Annotated in this window: 23 protein-coding genes; 15 read left to right on the top strand and 8 right to left on the bottom strand. The window is 65.4% G+C overall.

Annotation, left to right across the window (positions count from 1 at the left end):
- From ASC93_RS31890 to ASC93_RS05030, 12 genes are all read left to right on the top strand, one after another.
- On the top strand, positions 1-261 hold a 261-nt coding region (locus ASC93_RS31890; RefSeq protein ID WP_229412602.1), incomplete at its 5' end, for a hypothetical protein.
- Positions 258-1,757, top strand: a complete 1,500-nt coding sequence (locus ASC93_RS05080; protein ID WP_056438060.1) for a B12-binding domain-containing radical SAM protein — start codon at positions 258-260, stop codon at positions 1,755-1,757. The genes ASC93_RS31890 and ASC93_RS05080, both read left to right, overlap by 4 nt.
- Before the next feature lie 96 nt (positions 1,758-1,853).
- On the top strand, positions 1,854-2,981 hold the full coding sequence (locus ASC93_RS05075) for an ABC transporter permease (RefSeq protein WP_056438059.1): 1,128 nt from the start codon (positions 1,854-1,856) through the stop codon (positions 2,979-2,981).
- A complete protein-coding gene (locus ASC93_RS05070) occupies positions 2,981-3,832 on the top strand; it encodes an ABC transporter ATP-binding protein (RefSeq protein ID WP_056438056.1) in 852 nt (283 codons plus the stop codon). The genes ASC93_RS05075 and ASC93_RS05070 overlap by 1 nt, the downstream gene beginning before the upstream one ends.
- Before the next feature lies 1 nt (position 3,833).
- Complete coding sequence (locus ASC93_RS05065; RefSeq protein ID WP_056438053.1) at positions 3,834-4,781, top strand: MlaD family protein; 948 nt, start codon at positions 3,834-3,836, stop codon at positions 4,779-4,781.
- A 14-nt stretch (positions 4,782-4,795) separates the two neighbouring features.
- On the top strand, positions 4,796-5,407 hold the full coding sequence (locus tag ASC93_RS05060; RefSeq protein WP_229412601.1) for an ABC-type transport auxiliary lipoprotein family protein: 612 nt from the start codon (positions 4,796-4,798) through the stop codon (positions 5,405-5,407).
- Positions 5,404-6,531: a VanZ family protein gene (locus ASC93_RS05055; RefSeq protein WP_056438048.1), complete on the top strand. Its 1,128-nt coding sequence runs from the start codon at positions 5,404-5,406 to the stop codon at positions 6,529-6,531. The genes ASC93_RS05060 and ASC93_RS05055 overlap by 4 nt, the downstream gene beginning before the upstream one ends.
- A 60-nt stretch (positions 6,532-6,591) precedes the next feature.
- Positions 6,592-6,918, top strand: a complete 327-nt coding sequence (locus ASC93_RS05050) for a ferredoxin (RefSeq protein ID WP_056438045.1) — start codon at positions 6,592-6,594, stop codon at positions 6,916-6,918.
- Positions 6,919-6,932: 14 nt separating this feature from the next.
- Positions 6,933-7,562, top strand: a complete 630-nt coding sequence (locus ASC93_RS05045; protein ID WP_056438042.1) for an alpha/beta hydrolase — start codon at positions 6,933-6,935, stop codon at positions 7,560-7,562.
- 97 nt (positions 7,563-7,659) lie between these two features.
- Entirely contained in the window at positions 7,660-8,808 is a 1,149-nt protein-coding gene (locus ASC93_RS05040) for a D-alanyl-D-alanine carboxypeptidase family protein (protein ID WP_056438039.1), read from the top strand.
- A 137-nt stretch (positions 8,809-8,945) separates the two neighbouring features.
- Positions 8,946-9,875 carry an aldo/keto reductase family oxidoreductase gene (locus tag ASC93_RS05035; protein WP_056438036.1) on the top strand — a complete coding sequence of 310 codons (930 nt, stop codon included), beginning with the start codon at positions 8,946-8,948 and terminating at the stop codon, positions 9,873-9,875.
- Between the two features lie 11 nt (positions 9,876-9,886).
- Positions 9,887-10,195, top strand: coding sequence for a metal-sensing transcriptional repressor (locus ASC93_RS05030; RefSeq protein WP_056438031.1), 309 nt, complete (start codon positions 9,887-9,889; stop codon positions 10,193-10,195).
- Between the two features lie 144 nt (positions 10,196-10,339).
- Here ASC93_RS05030 and pssA read toward each other — a convergent pair whose 3' ends face one another.
- A complete protein-coding gene (gene pssA, locus ASC93_RS05025) occupies positions 10,340-11,122 on the bottom strand; it encodes a CDP-diacylglycerol--serine O-phosphatidyltransferase (RefSeq protein ID WP_056438028.1) in 783 nt (260 codons plus the stop codon).
- Between the two features lie 144 nt (positions 11,123-11,266).
- Between pssA and ASC93_RS05020 the strand changes: the two genes are divergently transcribed.
- Together ASC93_RS05020 and ASC93_RS05015 are read left to right on the top strand one after the other, a co-directional pair.
- A complete protein-coding gene (locus ASC93_RS05020) occupies positions 11,267-12,238 on the top strand; it encodes a CAP domain-containing protein (RefSeq protein ID WP_229412600.1) in 972 nt (323 codons plus the stop codon).
- Positions 12,239-12,244: 6 nt separating this feature from the next.
- Positions 12,245-12,865, top strand: coding sequence for an Hpt domain-containing protein (locus tag ASC93_RS05015; RefSeq protein ID WP_056438021.1), 621 nt, complete (start codon positions 12,245-12,247; stop codon positions 12,863-12,865).
- A gap of 39 nt (positions 12,866-12,904) precedes the next feature.
- Here the strand turns inward: ASC93_RS05015 and ASC93_RS30370 are convergent, their stop codons facing one another.
- The 7 genes from ASC93_RS30370 to rpmH form a co-directional block, all read right to left on the bottom strand.
- A complete protein-coding gene (locus ASC93_RS30370) occupies positions 12,905-13,117 on the bottom strand; it encodes a hypothetical protein (protein WP_056438018.1) in 213 nt (70 codons plus the stop codon).
- Between the two features lie 332 nt (positions 13,118-13,449).
- Complete coding sequence (locus ASC93_RS05005; RefSeq protein ID WP_056438100.1) at positions 13,450-14,007, bottom strand: DUF1439 domain-containing protein; 558 nt, start codon at positions 14,005-14,007, stop codon at positions 13,450-13,452.
- Between the two features lie 91 nt (positions 14,008-14,098).
- Positions 14,099-15,478 carry a tRNA uridine-5-carboxymethylaminomethyl(34) synthesis GTPase MnmE gene (gene mnmE, locus ASC93_RS05000; protein WP_056438015.1) on the bottom strand — a complete coding sequence of 460 codons (1,380 nt, stop codon included), beginning with the start codon at positions 15,476-15,478 and terminating at the stop codon, positions 14,099-14,101.
- 112 nt (positions 15,479-15,590) lie between these two features.
- The gene (gene yidC, locus ASC93_RS04995) at positions 15,591-17,243 is read right to left on the bottom strand and encodes a membrane protein insertase YidC (RefSeq protein WP_056438012.1); all 1,653 of its coding nucleotides are present in this window, start codon (positions 17,241-17,243) and stop codon (positions 15,591-15,593) included.
- Between the two features lie 9 nt (positions 17,244-17,252).
- A complete protein-coding gene (yidD, locus tag ASC93_RS04990; protein ID WP_056438008.1) occupies positions 17,253-17,513 on the bottom strand; it encodes a membrane protein insertion efficiency factor YidD in 261 nt (86 codons plus the stop codon).
- The gene (gene rnpA / locus ASC93_RS04985; protein WP_082547775.1) at positions 17,510-17,965 is read right to left on the bottom strand and encodes a ribonuclease P protein component; all 456 of its coding nucleotides are present in this window, start codon (positions 17,963-17,965) and stop codon (positions 17,510-17,512) included. Before rnpA ends, yidD begins: the two co-directional genes overlap by 4 nt.
- Positions 17,966-17,999: 34 nt before the next feature.
- Entirely contained in the window at positions 18,000-18,134 is a 135-nt protein-coding gene (gene rpmH / locus ASC93_RS29460) for a 50S ribosomal protein L34 (protein WP_075796440.1), read from the bottom strand.
- Between the two features lie 370 nt (positions 18,135-18,504).
- Between rpmH and dnaA the strand changes: the two genes are divergently transcribed.
- Positions 18,505-19,914, top strand: a complete 1,410-nt coding sequence (gene dnaA / locus ASC93_RS04980; protein ID WP_056438002.1) for a chromosomal replication initiator protein DnaA — start codon at positions 18,505-18,507, stop codon at positions 19,912-19,914.
- The last annotated feature ends 33 nt before the right edge of the window (positions 19,915-19,947 follow it).

The following is a 19,947-nucleotide window of genomic DNA, read 5'->3' as shown; positions in this document are numbered from 1 at the left end:
GAACTGTATTCGGTACTGCCTTGCTGCATCTGCGAATCGTTTTGTTCGTCAGCAGCAGAGAAGCGAGATTATCCAGTGTTTCGAGATGTTCGTCAACTTCTTTTTCTCCCCTTCGAAGCGTTCAGAACCGTTAAAGTTCGTTTCGTTTTCGACGAGGGACCGAATGATACCAGTGTCGAAAACAGACCGCAAGGCCCGCACGCCTGGCGAACCGCGGCAGCGTACAATGGGCGCTTTGCCGTCCTCCCCGCATCGCCATGACCATCCTGCTCGCCACCCTCAATGCCCGCTATGCCCACGCTTCGCTGGGGCTGCGCTACCTGCTGGCCAATATGGGCGCGTTGCAAGAACAGACGAGCCTGATGGAATTCGTGATCGGCGCAAAAACCACCGAGGTCGTGGAACGCCTGCTGGCCAAGCAGCCGCGCATCGTCGGTTTCGGCATCTATATATGGAACGTCGAGGAGACGGCCAGGGTCGTCGCCATGCTCAAGCGCGTGGCACCCGAGGTGACGGTCGTGCTGGGTGGTCCGGAAGTGTCATACGAGACCGGCGAACAGGAGATCGTGCGCCTGGCCGACTACGTCGTCACGGGTTGGGGCGACATCACCTTTCCCAAGCTGTGCGGCGACATCCTGCATGGCCCCAAGCCGCTCATGAAGGTGCATGCGGGCGTGCAGCCTCCCATGGCCGACATCCGCCTGCCGTACGAACTCTATACGGACGACGATATCGCCCACCGCACCATCTATGTGGAGGCGTCGCGCGGCTGCCCGTTCAAGTGCGAGTTCTGCCTGTCGTCGCTGGACAAGACGGCGTGGCCGTTCGGGCTCGACGCATTCCTCGCGGAGATGGAGGCGCTGTACCGGCGCGGCGCGCGCCTGTATAAATTCGTCGACCGCACGTTCAACCTGAACGTCAGGACGAGCCAGCGCATCATGCAGTTCTTCCTCGATAAGATCGCGGCCAATCCGGACGATCCGGTCTACGCCCACTTCGAACTCGTGCCGGACCACCTGCCGGAAGCGCTGAAGGAAACGATCGCCAGGTTCCCGCCCGGCGCCCTGCAGTTCGAGATCGGCATCCAGAGCTTCAACCCGGACGTGCAGGCCCTCGTGAGCCGCCGTCAGGACAACGCCAAGGCCGCGGACAACATCCGCTGGCTGACGACGCACTCGCACGCGCACCTGCACGTGGACCTGATCGCCGGCCTGCCGGGCGAGGACGTCGCATCGTTCGCGCGCGGCTTCGACCAGCTGGTGGCGCTCCGCCCGCACGAGATCCAGTTCGGCATCCTCAAGCGCCTGCGCGGCACGCCCATCATCCGCCACACGGCCCCCTACAAGATGGTGTACGACCCGTATCCGCCGTACACCGTGCTGGCCACCGACCGCATCGACTTCGGCACCATGCAGCGGCTCGTGCGCTTTGCCCGCTACTGGGACCTGGTCGCGAACTCCGGCCGCTTCGCCCACACGATCACGGTCCTGCTGGGCGACAGCCCGTTCGCCAGCTTCATGGCCTTCTCCGACTGGATGTACGCGCAGCTCGACGCCACCCACCGCATCGCGCTGGACCGCCTCGCGAAGCTGGTACAGGCCTGGCTGCAGCTGCGCGGGATGCCGGCCGGCGAAGCGGCAGCCCTGGTCGCGAGCGATTATGCGGGCAGCGCGCACAGGCCGGCCGCCAGGGACAACGGCACGCAACCCAAACCGGCCGCCGCGCCGGAACGCCAGGTGCGGCACCTGGCCGCGTAAACACGGGGCGCGCGCCAATGTGCGCCAGCGTACGCTCTACGGCACGCAAGCGTAACGCTGGTGGCGGCAGTCGCGAATCTCTTTTACACTGCCGCAATGCAGATTGAAAATGCGCCAACATTAACCATCGAGCATCCCATTGCCGGCGCGGAGCAATCCGTGGTGGCGCGCGGCGTATGGCAAGTCCACGCGTTCTCGCGGCGCGGTTTCAAGGACATCGAAAAGACGATGAAATCCCTGGCCGGCAAGCCGGTCGCCTGGGATCTCTCCGAAATCGCCAGCCTCGATCACATCGGCGCCCAGTTGTTCTGGAGTTCCTGGGGCAAGCGCCGCCCCGCGCAACTGAAACTCGACCCGCGCCAGGAAGAGCTGTTCGAGCGCATCGAAAAATCCGGCCACATCGAGCTGCCGCGCACCCGCAAGAGCCGCCTGCAGTGGGTGATCACGCTGGGCAGCGGCGTGCTGTCCTTCTTCGAGCACCTGCGCGGCGCGATCACCCTGATCGGCCAGGTGGTGCAGGACATCGGCCGCTTCCTCCGCCATCCGCTGTCCGGGCCGTGGCGCGAGATCTCGGCCAACGTCTACCACTCCGGCTTCCAGGCGCTCGGCATCACGGCGCTGGTCGGCTTCCTGATCGGCGTGGTGCTCTCGTACCTGTCGGCGCAGCAGCTGCGCATGTTCGGCGGCGACATCTACCTCGTCAACATCCTCGGCATGAGCATCATCCGCGAACTGGGCCCGCTGCTGGCGGCGATCCTGGTCGCGGGCCGCTCCGGTTCGTCGATCACGGCGCAGCTGGGGGTGATGCGCGTGACCGAGGAACTCGATGCGATGCTCGTGATGGGCATCTCGCACGGCTACCGCCTGATCATGCCGAAGGTGCTGGCGCTCGCGCTGGCGATGCCGCTGCTGGTCGTGTGGACGGATGCCATGGCCCTGATCGGCGGCATGGTCTCGGCGAAGATCGAACTGGGCCTGACGATGCGCTACTTCGTGCAGAAGCTGCCGTCGGCCGTGCCGATCGTGAACTACACCATCGGCCTGGGCAAGGGCGTCGCCTTCGGCATGCTGATCGCGCTCGTGTCCTGCCACTTCGGCCTGCGCATCAAGCCGAACACGGAAAGCCTGGGCCGCGGCACGACGACGTCGGTCGTCACGGCGATCACCGTCGTGATCCTGGCCGACGCCGTGTTCGCGATCGTCTTCTCGGGGGTGGGCTTCTGATGGAAAAGCCCCAGCGCCCGCCGCAGCAACTGAACCGCAAACCCGAGGAAGACGTCGGGCCGCCGGTCGTCCAGATCCGCAACCTGTGGACGCGCTTCGGCCGCACCGTCGTGCACCAGGACCTGAACCTCGACATCTACGCGGGCGAAATTCTCTCCATCGTCGGCGGTTCCGGCACCGGCAAGACCGTGCTGCTGCGCCAGATGCTGGGCCTGGAGCGGCCGTCCAGCGGCTGCGTCAGGGTATTCGGCGAGGACGTCAGCAGCGCCAGCCCGGAACAGCTGCAGCGCATGCGCAACCACTGGGGCATGCTGTTCCAGCAGGGCGCGCTGTATTCCGCGCTGACCGTGTTCGACAACATCGCGCTGCCGCTGCGCGAGCTGCGCGCCCTGCCCGAGGACGTCGTGCGCGACGCCGTGCTGCTCAAGATGGACATGGTCGGACTCGGCCCGGGCGACGCCAACAAGATGCCGTCCGACCTGTCGGGCGGGATGATCAAGCGCGCGGCCCTCGCGCGCGCGCTCGCGCTCGAGCCGCAACTGCTGTTCCTCGACGAGCCGACGGCGGGCCTCGACCCGGACCTGTCGGACTCCTTCGTGGCGCTGATCCAGACGCTGCACAGCGAGCTGCACCTGACCGTGGTGATGGTCACGCACGACCTGGACACGCTGTTCGCACTGTCCTCGCGCATCGCCGTGCTGGCGGAGAAGCACGTGATCGCGGTGGGCCCGTCGTGCGACGTGCTGCGCGTCCCTCACCCCTTCATCAAACACTTTTTCCTGGGGCCCCGCGGCCAGCGGGCGCTGGAAGTGCTGGAAGAGCGCATCGCAAGAAAGGAGTCGGAAGACTGACATGGAAAACAGATCGTATGCCCTCATGACGGGCTTCTTCACGGTCGCGCTGCTGGTGGCCGCCATCCTGGTCGGCCTGTGGCTGAACCGCGACCGCACCAAGACGCATCCATACGAGATCGTCACCACGCAGACCATCCCCGGCCTGAATCCGCAGGCGGCCGTGCGTTACCGCGGCCTGGAAGTGGGGCGCGTGGACGACATCGTGTTCGACCCGCGCGTGACCGGGCAGATTCTCATCAAGCTGTCGATCGAAGACGGCGCGCCCGTCACGACGACGACGTTCGCCTCGCTCGGCTACCAGGGCGTGACGGGCATCGCGTTCATCCAGCTGGACGACGACCGCACCGGCTCCCCGCTGCTGAAAAGCGACAAGGACCGCGTGGCGCGCATTCCGCTGCGTCCCGGCCTGCTCGACCAGCTGGAAAAGCGCGGCCTCGCGATCCTGGAAAAGACGGAGCGCATCACCGACAGCCTGAACAACGTCCTCAGCAAGGAAAACCAGGACAAGATCACCGGCGCCTTCGACAGCATCAACAAGGCCGCCGCCGCGTATGCCGAGATCCCGGGCCAGCTCCAGCCGACACTGGCGCGCCTGCCCGCGCTGACGGATAAACTCGATCGCACGATGGGTTCCGTGAACGACCTGTCGACCAGCGCCACGGCCGCCGTGCGCAATTACGACCGCCTCGCGACGAGCCTGCAGGCGCCGGGCGGCCCGCTCGAACGCGCCAGCACCGCCATCGATTCGCTGGGCGGCGTGACGTCCGACCTCGAGCTGCAGACGCTGCCGCACGTGGTCGACATGGCCGACGAAGCCAAGACGTCGCTGCGCGCCGTGCGCCGCACCGTGACGAACCTGGGCGAGCGCCCGCAAAGCATCCTGTTCGGCGCCCCGGCGGCCGAACCCGGCCCGGGCGAACCCGGTTTCGTCCCCCCGACCCAATGAGGAATCCAGCGACCATGCATCCGACCCGCTTCATTCTCGCCGCGGCCCTGGCCCTGATCCTGTCCGGCTGCGCATCGCAAAAAGGCCAGCCGACCACGCAGTTCGACTTCGGCCCGGCCACCCCCACGACGCCGCAGGCGCCCGCGCAGGGCGCGCTCGGTTCGGTGGTCGTCACCGACGTCACCGGCTCGAGCGCCCTGGACAACGAGCGCATGTTCTACCGCCTCAGTTATGCCGACCCGCTGCAGGCGCGCACCTATGCGAACAGCCGCTGGACGGCGAATCCGCTGCAATTGCTGACCCAGCGCTTCAAGACGCGGCTCGCGCAGGCCGGCGCCCGGGTGCTGTCGGAAACGGATGCGTCGATCGGTATTCCGCTGCTGCGCATCGACGTCGACGAATTCATCCAGGACTTCGGCGGCACCAGCCGGAGCACCGGCGTGGTTGCGGTGCGCGCCTCCGTATTCCAGGGCCATACGCTCGTCGACCAGCGCAGCTTCCGCCAGTCCGTCCCCGCGACGAGCGCCGACGCGGCCGGCGGCGCGCGGGCCCTCGCGGCCAGCACCGACGCCGTCGCGGCCGACATCGTGGCCTGGCTGGGCACACTGAACATCAACCGACGATGACCGATACGGAAGACGACGCCGGCCCGCGCGCCTCGCCGGTGGCACGCGCGGCGCTGCTGGCCTATCTGCTGCTGATCGTCTACGCCAGCTGGTTCCCGTTTTCCGGCTGGCGCAGCAGCGGGCTGTCGCCGTTCGCCTTCCTCAACCTGCAGATGCCGCGCTGGTGGACCGGTTTCGACGTGCTGGTCAACGTCGTCGGCTACATGCCGTTCGGCGTCCTGATCGTGCTGGCGCTGCACCCGCGCGTGCGCGGCATGTGGGCCGTGCTCGTCGCGGCCGCCGTCGGGCTGCTCGTGTCGGGGACGATGGAGGCCGTGCAGAACTACCTGCCCAGCCGCGTGCCGTCGAACCTCGACCTGCTGACCAATGCTGCCGGCTGCCTGGCCGGGGCGCTGGTCGGCGCCTGGTTCGCGCCGATGCTGGTGGACCGCAGCCGTTTGTATCTGCTGCGCCAGCGCTGGTTCGCGTCGCACGCGAGCCAGGGCCTGGTGCTCATCGCCCTGTGGCCGCTGGCCCAGGTCTATCCGCAGAACTACCTGTTCGGCAACGGCCAGGTGCTGCCGCTGCTGTCGGAATGGCTGTCCGAATGGCTCGACACCGACATCGACCTCGTGACGCTGCTGCGCGGCGACGCGCCGATGAGCGTGGAGCAGTACTGGCTGTCCGAGACCATCATCACCGCGTGCGGCATGACGGGCGCCGCCCTCACCCTGCTGTGCCTCACGCGCCGCAGCGCGCCAAGGCTGTCGCTGATGCTGGCGCTGGTCCTCGTCGGCATCGTCGTCAAGACGCTCGCGAGCTCGCTGTTCTTCGCACCGGACAACGCCTTCGTCTGGGTCACGCCGGGCGCGGAAGGCGGCTTCCTGATCGGATTGATCATGCTGGCCGGCCTCGCGTTCGCGCCCCAGGTGGCGCAGCGCCGGCTGGCCGTGGTGACGCTCGTGCTGTCGCTCATCGTCGTCAACACGATTCCCGCCAACCCGTATTTCGTCTCGACGCTGCAGGCCTGGCAACAGGGTAAATTTTTGAATTTCAACGGCGCCGCCCAATTCCTCGGCATGGCCTGGCCGGTCCTCGCGCTGTGGTTCCTGCTGCTGCCTTCGCATCGGCTGAACCGGCCCTGATTAGGGCGTATCATAGCGGGCGACGGCGCCGGCGCGGCCGCCAACTCATCCGGAAACGACATGAACGACGACAAACCCTTTTATCAACACCACGTGTTCTTCTGCCTGAACGAACGCGAAGGCAAGGACTGCCGCCCGAGCTGCGGCAAGAGCGGCGCCGAGGCGGCACAGCAGCACGCCAAGAAGCGCGTCAAGGAACTGGGCCTGAATGGGCCGGGCCAGGTGCGCATCAACAAGGCCGGTTGCCTGGACCGCTGCGAGGAAGGCCCGGTCGTGGTGATCTACCCGCAAGGCACGTGGTACACCTACGTGGACACCACCGACATCGACGAAATCATCGAACGCCACCTCGTCAAGGGCGAGGTGGTCGAGCGCCTGAAGATCTGAGGCCGACGCACGCAATGAACAAGAATTCGCACAAGTTTTACCTGACCGGCCGCGCCGGCAGAATGGAATGCCTGCTGGACGAACCGGACGGGCCGCCGCGCGGCATCGCCCTCGTCGCGCATCCGCACCCGCTGTATGGCGGCACCATGGACAATAAAGTGGCGCAGACGCTGGCCCGCGCCTTCGTCGGCCTCGGCTACGCGACGGCGCGCCTCAACTTCCGCGGCGTGGGCGAGTCGGAAGGCGTGCACGACGAAGGCCGCGGCGAAGTGGACGACATGGAGATCATGCTCGACCACATGATCCAGCAGTATCCGGGCCTGCCGTACGCGCTGTCCGGCTTCTCGTTCGGCACTTTCGTCCAGGCCCAGTTGCAGCAACGCCTGATCGCCCAGGGCCGCCCGGCCGAGCGCCTGGCGCTGGTCGGCACGGCCGCCGGCAAGTGGCCGGTGCCGGCAGTCCCGGCCGACACGATCCTGATCCACGGCGAACTTGACGATACGATACCGCTCGCGCACGTGTTCGACTGGGCGCGCCCGCTCGACATCCCCGTGACCGTGATTCCCGGCGCCGACCACTTTTTTCACCGCAAGCTCGTCCACATTAAAAATCTTGTCGCGCAATTGTGGCGGCGTGACATTTGAGCCGAACGCTGGCCTATAATGATGCGATCTTCTTTCAAGGCAATGCTTACGGGCATTGCCATCGCGTCATCTCCTGTTCACCTCTCGTTTGCCTTCCATGAAAAAGTTAATCGCGGCCTTCGCCGCCAGTGCCCTCCTGATGTCGGCCGCCCATGCGCAGCAGGTGCCGGCCCCGCAAATCGCCGCCCGTTCGTGGCTCCTGCTGGACGCCACCAGCGGCCAGATCATCGCCTCGCAAGACCCGGACATGCGCATCGAACCGGCCTCGCTCACCAAGGTCATGACGGCGTACGTCGTCTTCGAAGCCCTGCGCGACAAGAAGATCACGCTGGACCAGATGGTCAACGTCTCGGTGCATGCCTGGAAAGTCGACGGCAGCAGCTCGAAGATGTTCATCGACCCGGCCACCCCGGTAAAAATCCAGGACCTGCTGTACGGCCTGATGATCCAGTCCGGCAATGACGCCGCGGTGGCACTGGCCGAAGCCGTCGCCGGCGACGAAGCGACCTTCGTCACCCTGATGAACCGCGAGGCCCAGCGCATGGGCATGAAGAACACCCACTTCGCCAACCCGCACGGCTTGCCGAGCCCCGAGAACTACTCGACCGCGCGCGACCTGTCGATCCTGGCCTCGCACGAGATCCAGGACTTCCCGCAGTTCTACAAGATCGACTCGATCAAGGAATTCACGTACAACAAGATCAAGCAGCAGAACCGCAACCGCCTGCTGTGGCTGGACCCGACCGTGGACGGCCTCAAGACCGGCCACACCGAAGCCTCGGGCTTCTCGATGATCGCGTCGGCGCACCGCCCGAACGGCCCGGCCGGCGAGCGCCGCCTGATCTCGGTGCTGTCCGGCGCCACGTCGGACGGCAACCGCACGGCGGAAAGCCAGAAGCTGCTGAACTGGGGCTTCCAGAACTTCGACACGGTCAAGCTGTACGCCAAGGGTCAGGCGATCCTGACCCCGGAAATCTGGAAGGGCTCCAGGTCGAACGTGAAGATCGGCTTCCCGAACGACGTGTGGGTGACCGTACCGAAGGGCGTGGCCCAGAAGATGAAGCCGGTCCTGGAGCGCAAGGACCCGCTGGTTGCGCCGCTGGCCCTGAACAGCCGCGTCGGCACGCTGAAGATGATGGTCGACGGGAAGGCGCTGCTGGCGCTGCCGGTGGTGTCGCTGGAAGAAGTGCAGGAAGCGTCGATCTTCGGGCGCGCGTGGGACTCGATGCGCTTGTGGATGAAGTAACCTCGCTGTAAGCACGACATCGTAGGGTGGGCACCCCGTGCCCACGCGTGCCGTTTGCGGTTTGCGAACGTCCGCGTGGGCACAGGGGTGCCCACCCTACGTCTATAATGACCCTACGTTTATTTGAAAGTAGAACGATGACCTCTGCCCTGCCCCGCGACCTGTCCTGCCCGCGCGTTGCCATCCGCAAGAACGGTGGCCTCGAACTGTCCCGCATCGTCGCCGGCATGTGGCGCATGGTCGAATGGGGCATGACGGTGGAGCAGCGCATCGCCTTCATCGAGCAGTGCATCGCGCTGGGGGTCACCTCGTTCGACCATGCGGACATCTACGGCAACTACGGCGTCGAAGGCCTGTTCGGCGAAGCCCTGCGCGCCCAGCCTTCGCTGCGCGACCGCATGCAGCTGATCAGCAAGTGCGGCATCCGGCTGCTGTCGAATAAACGCCCGCAGCACACCATCCAGCACTACGACACGAGCGCCGCCCACATCGTCGCCTCCGCCGAGGAATCGCTGCGCCAGCTGCACACGGACCGCCTGGACCTGCTGCTGATCCACCGTCCCGACCCGCTCATGGACTTCGACGAGATCGCGCAGGCCTTCACGCGCCTGAAGCAGGACGGCAAGGTGCTGCACTTCGGCGTGTCGAATTTCAGCCGCCACCAGTTCGAGGCGCTGAACCGCCGCATCGAGCTGTCGACCAACCAGGTGGAATTCTCGCCGCTGCACGTGGCGCCGATGTTCGACGAGACCTTCGACGGCCTGCAGGACAAGGGCGTCGCGCCGATGATCTGGTCGCCGCTGGCCGGCGGGCGCCTGTTCACGGCCAACGATGCGAACGCCGAGAACCTGCGCCTCGTGATCAAGGAGATCGCCGACCGCCTGCACCAGCCGTTCGCCAGCGTGGTGTTCGCGTGGATCATGCAGCTGCCTTCGCGTCCCTTCCCGCTGACGGGCAGCGGCCGCATCGAGGCGATCTCGGTCGCCGTCGCCGGCACCACGTTCCAGCTGGCGCGCGCCGACTGGTTCACGATCCTGCGCGCGGCGCGCGGCCACGAGGTCGCATAAGCGGTGCGCCCATGGCCGAACCGCTCAAGATCGTCGAAGGCAGCGCGCTGACGGCGCAGCAGAAGAAGGATTTGCTGAACCGCCTCGCGCGCGTGGAGGGTCAGCTGCGCGGCGTCCAGAAGCTGATCGCGCTGGCCGATACGCCGTCCGACTGCGACGCGGTGGCCCAGCAGATGGCGGCCGCGCGCAAGGCGCTGGACCGCTCGTTCGTGCAGCTCCTCACCGCCAGCATCGTCACCCATACGGGCAATGCGGGCGACGTCGAGGAAGCGAAGGCGGCCGCCGCGCACCTGGCGGCCCTGTTCGACAAGTTCGCGTGACGGATCGTGGGCGGAGGCCGCCCACCCTACGGCACCCGGCATTCCACTGACGCATCGTGGGCACCACGTGCCCACGCGTTCAACCAGCTCGTGCGGGCACATGTCGTCTGGACGCGTGGACGGCAAGCCGTCCACCCTGCCCGTTCATTCGTCGTCGTACACCTTCGGCGGCGCGATCTTCGTCCAGCCACCCCGCCACGCGATGTTCAGCAGCAGCGTCGCGCTGATATAAAACACGAAGAACAGCGCGAAGAAGCGCGTCCGCAACAACGCCAGCAGCACCACGCAGACCACCAGCGCAATGAAGGCCGCCGTCGATTTCGGCTGCTTGGAGCTGGGGAAGCGGATCGTCGACACCATCAGCGTGCCCACCGCGATCATCAGCAGCATGACGAGGAAGGCGCCGGCCATGTCCGCCACCGGATCGGGCCATGCGACCACCACCGCGGCCACGCACGCGGCGCCGGCCGTGATCGGCATGCCGACGAAGTAGCGGGGGTCGGTCCTCCCGACCATCACGTTGAAGCGCGCCAGGCGCAGCGCGCCGCAGGCCACGAACACGAAGCAGGCCAGGCCGCCCATGCGCACGAGGGTCGGGTGCGCGGCGCCCATCTGGGCGAAGCCGTAGCAGTACAGCAGCAGGCCCGGGGCGCAGCCGAAATTCATCACGTCGGCGATAGAATCCAGCTGCACGCCGAACGCGGACTGCGTGTTGGTGGCGCGGGCGACGAAGCCGTCGAGGGCATCGAAGACCCCGGCCAGCACCAGCAGGATCGCGGCCAGGCGATAGTCGGACGGATCGCCCACGGGCGCGTTGTCGACCGAGATCACGATGCTGCCGAAACCGCAGGCGATCGACAGCAGGGTCACGAAACTGGGCAGGGCAAACTTGGCGCGCGCGAGGCGCTGCTGGCGGGTAGCGTTCACTGAATTCGTTCGAAGCGGAAGAATGGCTTATTTTACATGGGCTTATGCCGGGGCCGCGATTGTCCGTACGCTCGTCGCCGCGCGCCGATTTCGCCTAGAATGGAAGCTCTTTTTAGCCGGCAGGCCGGGCACTGGGAATTTCATATGACGAACAGAATGTATCGTGTGCGGCAAATTGCCCTCGCCTGCACCGCGGCGTGGGCGCTGGTCGCCTGCGGCGGCGGTGGCAGCAGCAGCGGCGGCGGCAATGCCGGCGTCTCGAGCGGCCCGCTGACGACCGGCTTCTCGGGACAGGACGCCGCGGCGCCCATCGCGACCAACAACATCGCCACCGACGGCCTGAACTGGATTAACTACCGCCGCAGCCAGATCGGCATGCCGGCCCTCACGCACAACGGCGTGATCGACGTCGCGGCCCAGGGCCATTCCGACTACCAGCGCATCAACAACGTCGTGGCCCACGACCAGACGGCCGGCAAACCGGGCTTCACGGGCGTGGACCTGGGGGACCGGCTGACGGCGGCGGGTTACGTGTTCGCCGGCGAGAACGCGATCGGCGAAGTCATCTCGGCAACCACGAACGGCACCGGCTTCTACATGGCCGAGGAACTGATCACGGCCATCTATCACCGCTTCGTGATCTTCGAGCCCATGTTCAAGGAAATCGGCGCCGGTGCGGCGACGTCGTCGGGCAACTATAATTACTTCACCGCCGACTTCGTCGCCAACAACGGCTACGGCAGCGGCATCGCCGCCGGGACGATCGTGACGTGGCCGTTCAATGGCCAGACCCAGGTGCCGGCGAATTTTCTCAGCGATTACGAGGAGCCGGATCCGGTGCCCAACATTAATAACGTCGGCTACCCGGTCAGCGTGCACACGAACCTGACGCGCAAGCTGACGGTGCAGAGCTTCACGATCCGCGCCCACGGCGCCGGCAGCGACCTGTCCACGCGCCTGCTGGTGCAAGGCCAGGATGCGAACACGCACACCCAGTCGGCGGCGGCGATCGTCCCGCTGGCCCCGCTGGCGGCGGCGACCACCTACGACGTCGCCTTCACGGGAGCCATCGACGGCACACCGGTCAGCCGCAGCTGGTCGTTTACGACAAAATAAGACCTGATGGACAGTCCCGATCAACGCCCCCCGCCCGCTGCGCTCGACGACCCGGCCGTGAATCACGCGGGCGGCATCGCGCGCCTGATGGGCGACGGAAACCTGTTCGGGCGCGTCCTCGCGCGCTTTCGCAACGAGTACCGCCAGGCCGCGGCCGGCATCCGTACCGCGCACGACCAGGGCGACACCGTGCTGGCGCTGCGCCTCGTGCACACCCTCAAAGGGGCCGCCGGCATGATCGAGGCGGTGCCGCTGCGGCGCCAGGCGGACGTCGTGGAACGGATGCTGCACACGAACGATGGCGGCGTCCACGGCAGCCTCGTGCGCCTGCAGGATGAACTGGAACGGGTGCTGCGCGAACTGGACGCCCTGGCCAGCACCCTGCCCGAGCGCCGTTCCGCGGCGCCGGCGAAACGGCCGGCGCAGACCGGTCACGACGCCGTCGGCCGCCTCATGACGCTGCTCGACGAAGGCAATGGCGATGCGGTCGACCTCGTGCGCGAGGCCGCCGATGCGCTGGCCGCTCAACTTGGGGAAGACGATTACCGCCGGGTGGCGGATCTGGTCGACGGCTTCGACTTCGACGGTGCCCTGGCGCTGCTGCGCGGACGGGCGGAGGGCGGCTGACCGCGCCGGTGCGACCGCCGGATGCGGCGGTGCCGCGGCTCAGCGGTTGTATTCCGCTTCTTCGTCGAACGAGTCGGCGCAGGATTTGCCGCAGAAGCGGCGTACGCTGTCGAGCGGTTTTTCGCAATACCAGCACGAGCCCTTGGGCGGCAGGCTCAGACGGGCTGGCACCGGCGTCGCGCTCATCGAGGCGGCGACGATCGGCTCGACAGGCACGCTCTTGTCCGGAACACTTTCCTGTATCGTTTCCAAGGTTACCCCCTTACCGGCAGCACGTCAGTAACGCAGAGATTACTTTAGTGGAACACCGTGTGCATGAGAAAGCGCAAGCGCGGTTGTGCCCGCTTCTGCGGTTCGTGCTGTTGTGGCCTTTCAAACCAGTGTGCGCCGTTTGCGCTACCTGTGCAACGCTTGGGCCCAGCTAGTTTTAAAGAAACAACAGTCGCAGTGCCCCGACGTCATCGTCACCGATGCCGGACCGTCCAACTGCCGGAAATAATAGCAGTACTGGCAACGTATGCATCGGGCCGTTCAATCGTGCGCGCACGCCGTGTCGGATTTGCGACGCGCAGTTTTGGCAACAGTCAGCGCACCGGTTCCAGCGTGACGAACAGGGCGTCGGGCGCCGTCTCGAGCCGGGTGGGAGCGAATTGCATGCCCGCATAACGCAGGTCTTCGGGGTGGAAACTGTAGACCGGCATCTCGCGCAGCAATTGATTGACGAGCACATCGGCGGCGCGGCCCAGGTCGCGCACGCGCTTGCTGTCCATGCCGTCGACGTCGAAGCGGTCGACGTGGGTCGCCGAGAGAACAACGGCATTGCGCACATTGTCCAGCACCAGATGGCCGGACAGGGCCAGCGTGCCGTTCCACGACTGGCGCAGGAACGGCGGAGACAAGGATACGTCCAGGGTGAGGCCGACGCGGTCGGTATCCGGCAGGATCGCCAGGCGCGGCCGGGTCAATTGCACGTCGAACAACTCGAGCATGCGGTTATGCAGCGGAAAGCGGCGCTCGAGACCAGCCTGCAGGCGCGACTGCGACAGCTCGATGCGGCGCGGCCCGACGACGCTTGCGCACGACGCCAGCAGGCCGCCGCCGGCCAGCGCCAGCACCGCCTTGCCCCATTGCCGTCTCGACATCCCGTCCCGGTTCGTCATGCCTGCCTCGCTCATCATTGGATGGGGGAAGACTAGCACATCCGCGGCGAGTGTCATTGGCGCTTACCTACGCTTACTTACCGATACAGAACCGGCTGAAAATCACCCCCAGCAGATCATCCGGCGTGAACTGCCCGGTGATGCTGGACAGCTGGTCCTGCGCGAGCCGCAGCTCCTCGGCGAACAGGTCGAGCGACTGGTCGTCCTGCGCCGCGTGTTCGGCGGCGAAGCGCAGGTGCTCGCGCGCATTGCGCAGCGCGACGAGGTGGCGTTCGCGCGCGAGGTACAGCGATTCGCCCGTCTGCTGCCAGCCGGCGATGCGCAGCAGTTCCGCGCGCAGCAGGTCGATGCCGATCTTTTCGTGCGCCGACAGATAAATGTGGACGGCGTCGGCGCTCTGGTCGATGCCCGGCTGGTGGCCCGACAGGTCGATCTTGTTCCAGATGCGCACGACGGGCACGCCGGCCGGGAACGCGGCGACGATCGCTTCGTCGGCCTTGGCCGGGCCCAGGCTGGCGTCGAGCAGGTGCAGGATCACGTCCGCCTTGCCGACCTCGCCCCAGGTGCGCTCGATGCCGATGCGCTCGACGACGTCGATGCCGTCGTCGATGGCGCGGATGCCGGCCGTGTCGACGATGTTCAGCGGGATGCCCTCGACCTGGATCGTCTCGCTGACTTTATCGCGCGTGGTGCCCGCGATCGGGGTGACGATGGCGACGTCCGATCCGGCCAGCGCGTTCAGCAGCGACGATTTACCCACGTTCGGCTGGCCGACGAGCACGACGTTCAGCCCCTCGCGCAGCAGCGCGCCCTGGGCGGCCTGGCGGAACACGGCTTCCAGCGCATCGACGATGCCCTTCAACTGGCCGCGCGCATTCGATTTCTCGAGGAAGTCGATCTCTTCCTCGGGAAAATCGAGCGTGGCCTCGACGAGCATGCGCAGGTTGATCGTCTTGTCGACCAGTTCATGGACGACCTTCGAGAACGCGCCGGACAGCGACTGCGACGCCGATTTCGCGGCGGCCTCGGTGGATGCGTCGATCAAGTCGGCGACGGCTTCGGCCTGGGCGAGATCGAGCTTGTCGTTCAGGAAAGCGCGGCGCGTGAATTCGCCCGGTTGCGCAAGGCGCAAATCGGCGTCGCGCCCGGCCTCCAGCACGCGCGCGAGCAGCATGCGCAGCACGACGGGGCCGCCGTGGCCCTGCAGTTCCAGCACGTCCTCGCCGGTGTACGAGTGCGGCGCCTTGAAGTACAGCGCGAGGCCTTCGTCGATGACGGTGCCCGCGGCATCCTTGAACGGCAGGTAGGTGGCGTGGCGGGGCGCCAGCGTCGCGCCCGGGAACAGCGCGGCGACGAGCGGCGACAGGTCCTTGCCGGACGCGCGCACCACGCCGATGCCGCCGCGTCCGGGGGCGGTGGCGATGGCGGCGATGGGGGAGGTGTCGAGTTTCATGGGGTGCGATTGTAGTTGATCGAAGGTGCGCGTGCTGATGGCATCGGTGCACGTTCCGGTCAGAAACAAAAAAGCCCGTGCGGACACGGGCTTTTCGGTCACCAGGCCAGGCTTACTTGGCCGGCGCGAACTTCTTGGTGATGACGTACTGCTGCGCCATCGAGATCAGGTTGTTCACCACCCAGTACAGCACGAGGCCGGACGGGAAGAACAGGAACATGACCGAGAACGCCAGCGGCATGAACATCATCATCTTGGCCTGCATCGGATCGGCCGGTTGCGGATTCAGGCGCTGCGTGATGAACATCGAGATCGCGTACAGGACCGGCAGGATGAAGAACGGATCCTTCAAGGTCAGGTCGGGAATCCACAGCCAGGTCGCGCCGCGCATCTCGACCGCGGCCTGCAGCACCCAGTACAGGGCCAGGAACACCGGCATCTGCACGACGATCGGCAGGCAGCCGCCCAGCGGGTTGATCTTCTCGGCCTTGTACAGCTCCATCGTGGCCTGCTGCATCTTGGCCGGATCGTTTTTATGACGCTCGCGCAGCGCCTGCATCTTCGGCGTCACGGTCTTCATCTTGGCCATGCTGCGGTAGCCGGCCGCCGACAGCGGGAAGAACAGCAGCTTGATCAGGATGGTGAAGGCGATGATGGTCCAGCCCCAGTTGCCGATCATCGAGTGCAGCCAGTTCATCGTGGCGAAGATCGGCTTGGCGATGATCGCGGCCCAGGCGTAGTCGCGCACCAGGTCCAGGCCCGGGGTCACTTTTTCCAGCAGGCTCTGCACTTGCGGACCCGAGTACAGGCGCGCGGCGTTGGAGACGGTCGCGCCCGGCGCCACGGTGCCCAGCGGCTCGACGGCGCCGATGGCGAACAGGTCGTTGCCCAGGGCCTTCGTGTAGATGTCGCGCTGCGCCTTTTCCGGCGGAATGAACGCCGAGACGAAGAAGTGCTGCGAAATCGCGATCCAGCCGTCGGTCGCCGTCTTCGTGTGGTCGTCCGTGCCCTTGGCGATCTTGTCGAAGGTCAGCTTCTGGTAGTGATCCTGCGACGTCCACAGCGTGGGGCCCGTGTAGCTGCTGTTGAAATAGGTGTCGCCTGCCGGCTTCATGCCGTCATGCTCCAGCTGGAAGTACAGCGACGGGGTCACCGGTGCCTGGGTCAGGTTCGTCACGTCGTGGCGCACGTCGATCACGTAGTCGTTGCGCTTGAACGTGAAGGTCTTGGTCAGGCGCACGCCGCCCTGCTCCGCGTCCAGCACGAGTTGCACCTGGTTGCCATTGTCCAGCGTGCGCACGCCCGGACGGGCCGTGAAGGCGGTGTTGTGGTTCGGCAGGACGCCGGCCGTGCTGGTGCCCGTCAAGCCCGTCTGGGCCAGGTAGACGCGCGGGCCATTGCTCTGGAACAGCACCTGGTTCTTGGTCGGGTCGACCTTGTCGCGGTACTTGAGCAGCTCCAGGCGGCGAATGACGCCGCCGGCCGTGTCGATGTCGGCCTTGACGACGTCGGTGGTGATCGTGATGACCTGGGTCTGGACCGGTGCGGGCGCGGCAGGCGCGCCCGGGACGGTCGCGGCCGGGGCCGGCGTGGCGGCAGTCGGCAGGTCGTTCGGCTTGACCGGGTTAGGGGCTTGCGCGACCTTGGCCGGCGGCTGCGCCGAGAACATCGACTGCTTGCCGTTGGCCACCATCCAGTCGTTCCACAGGACGACCAGTGCGACGGCGAACACGATCCACAGGATGGTACGTTTATTGATTTCCATTGGTCTTATTCAGGAATGCTTGCAACCGCAAGCGGTTGGTGAGGAATGCTGCTCTCCGGGACGCGGCACCAGGTCGACGCCGCCGTCGTTCCACGGATGGCAGCGGCAGACGCGGCGCACGGCCAGCCAGCCACCGCGCGCGGCGCCGTGGACCTTGACGGCCTCGATCGCGTAATTGGAACAGGTCGGATAGAAACGGCAGTTCTGCCCGAGCATCGGAGACACCAGCAACTGGTAACCGCGCAACAGCCAGACGAGCAACCGGTTCATGATAATCCCGGTTGCGAACCTGAAGGCGCAACGCTCGCCGCCTGTGGAGCGGCGGCGCCGGCCTGATCGGCTTTCCGGACACGCGGTGCCTGCGACGCGAACAGGCGCGCCAGTTCGACGCGCAGCAGCGCCTTCAGGGCGGACGTCGTGGCCGGACCGTCCTTGCCGTTGACGGGACGGGCCAGACGGACGATGCAGTCGAGCGCCGGCAGCGGCATGGTGCGGAACAGTTCGCGGGTGATGCGCTTGATGGTGTTGCGCGTGACCGCGCGCGGCGCAAAACGCTTGGCCGCGACGACGCCCAGCCGCGCATGAGGCAGGGCATTCGGTCGGGTATAAAGCACGAAATGCGCGGTTTTTTGTGCAGGGCGCAAACGAAAAACGGATGAAAACTCATCCGTTTTTACGATACGCCGAACGCGCGCGAAGTCGTGCGAACCTTCGCCTGTCATGTGACGTAGGCGTGGTCGATGCGGCTTCGCAGGCTTAGACAGCCAGGCGCTTGCGGCCCTTGGCGCGGCGAGCGTTCAGGACAAGGCGGCCACCACGGGTAGCCATACGTGCGCGGAAGCCGTGCGTGCGCTTGCGACGAACGACGGAAGGTTGGTAAGTACGTTTCATGGTGGTCTCGCTTAAAGCAAAATAGAATGCAAAAAATCGGGGCTGAGCTCACGCTGAGTCAGCATTGCGCCAATGACATTTCGCAGTTGTTAAGCCAGCGTCACGCCACAGCAAAGCTTGTCGCCTGTGTGCTCATTGTTGGATTAACAAATCGTACGGGCGGGGAACCCTGAATTAGACATCATTTTTGGTTTGGCTGTCAAGGAAGCCGTTGTGTTGCCGCTGCGTTTTTGTGCGCCGCAAACGGTTGCACCTGTATACAAAGCCATCGGACAAGCTGTCCGGTTTCGGTGGAAAATTCGCGAATCGCCTGTGGATAACTTGCGAGAACACAGGTAAAATAGAGTGTTACGCTTAACCTAGTCGATGTATGGATAACTTTTGGCAGACCTGTTCCAACCAGTTGGAGCTCGAGCTGACACCGCAGCAATATACCGCGTGGATCAAACCACTTGTCGCCCTCGACTACGAGGACGGCAAGCTGCGCATTGCAGCGCCCAATCGCTTCAAACTCGACTGGGTGAAGTCGCAGTTCGCCAACCGCATCACATCGTTCGCGTCCGATTATTTCCAGCGGCCGGTCGACGTGCAGTTCGTGCTCGACCCCAAGAACAGCATGCCGAAGAAAACGGTAGCGGCACCGTCCTCCGCGCCCGCCATGACGGGTGCGCTGGGCGTGAACGCCGCCGCCGACAAGACCGTGCCGGAAATGCCCGTCGTGACGCCGGACAACGTCATCGCGAACAATCCGCGCCGCGAACAGAGCCGCGTCAATCCGGACCTCACGTTCGAGAACTTCGTGACCGGTAAGGCGAACCAGCTGGCGCGCGCCGCCGCGATCCAGGTCGCCAACAATCCGGGCGTCTCGTACAACCCGCTGTTCTTCTACGGCGGCGTCGGCCTCGGTAAGACCCACCTGATCCACGCGATCGGCAACCAGGTGATGGCCGACCAGCCGGGCGCACGCATCCGCTACATCCATGCGGAACAGTATGTGCGCGACGTCGTGACGGCCTATCAGCGCAAGGGCTTCGATGACTTCAAGCATTACTACCACTCGCTGGACATGCTGCTCATCGACGATATTCAATTCTTCGGCGGCAAAAGCCGCACGCAGGAAGAATTTTTCTATGCGTTCGAAGCGCTGATCGCGGCCAAGAAACAGATCATCATCACGTCGGATACCTATCCGAAAGAGATCACCGGCATGGACGACCGCCTGATCTCGCGCTTCGACTCCGGCCTCACGGTCGCGATCGAACCGCCGGAGCTGGAAATGCGCGTGGCGATCCTCATGAAGAAAGCGGAATCGGAAGGCGTGATGCTGAACGACGACGTCGCCTTCTTCGTCGCGAAACACCTGCGCTCGAACGTGCGCGAGCTGGAAGGCGCGCTGCGCAAGATCCTCGCGTACTCGCGTTTCCACGGCAAGGACATCACGATCGACGTCGTGAAGGAAGCGCTGAAGGATCTGCTGTCGGTGCAGAACCGCCAGATCTCGGTGGAAAACATCCAGAAGACCGTGGCCGACTTTTTCAATATCAAGGTCGCGGACATGTATTCGAAACGCCGCCCGGCGAACATCGCGCGTCCGCGTCAGATCGCGATGTATCTGGCGAAAGAGCTGACGCAAAAAAGTCTGCCGGAAATCGGCGAACTGTTCGGCGGCCGCGACCATACGACGGTGCTGCATGCGGTGCGCAAGATCGCCCAGGACCGGACCAAGAACGCCGAATGCAACCACGAGTTGCACGTGCTGGAACAGACCCTGAAAGGCTGATGCGTAAGGGGGAAAGGCTGCTCCCCCGATGAT

The sequence above is a fragment of the Massilia sp. Root335 genome (genome assembly GCF_001425685.1).
Lineage (GTDB): Bacteria > Pseudomonadota > Gammaproteobacteria > Burkholderiales > Burkholderiaceae_D > Telluria > Telluria luteola.
The sequence above is the reverse complement of the archived record's forward strand: the minus strand, read 5'-3'. Positions and strand labels throughout refer to the sequence as shown.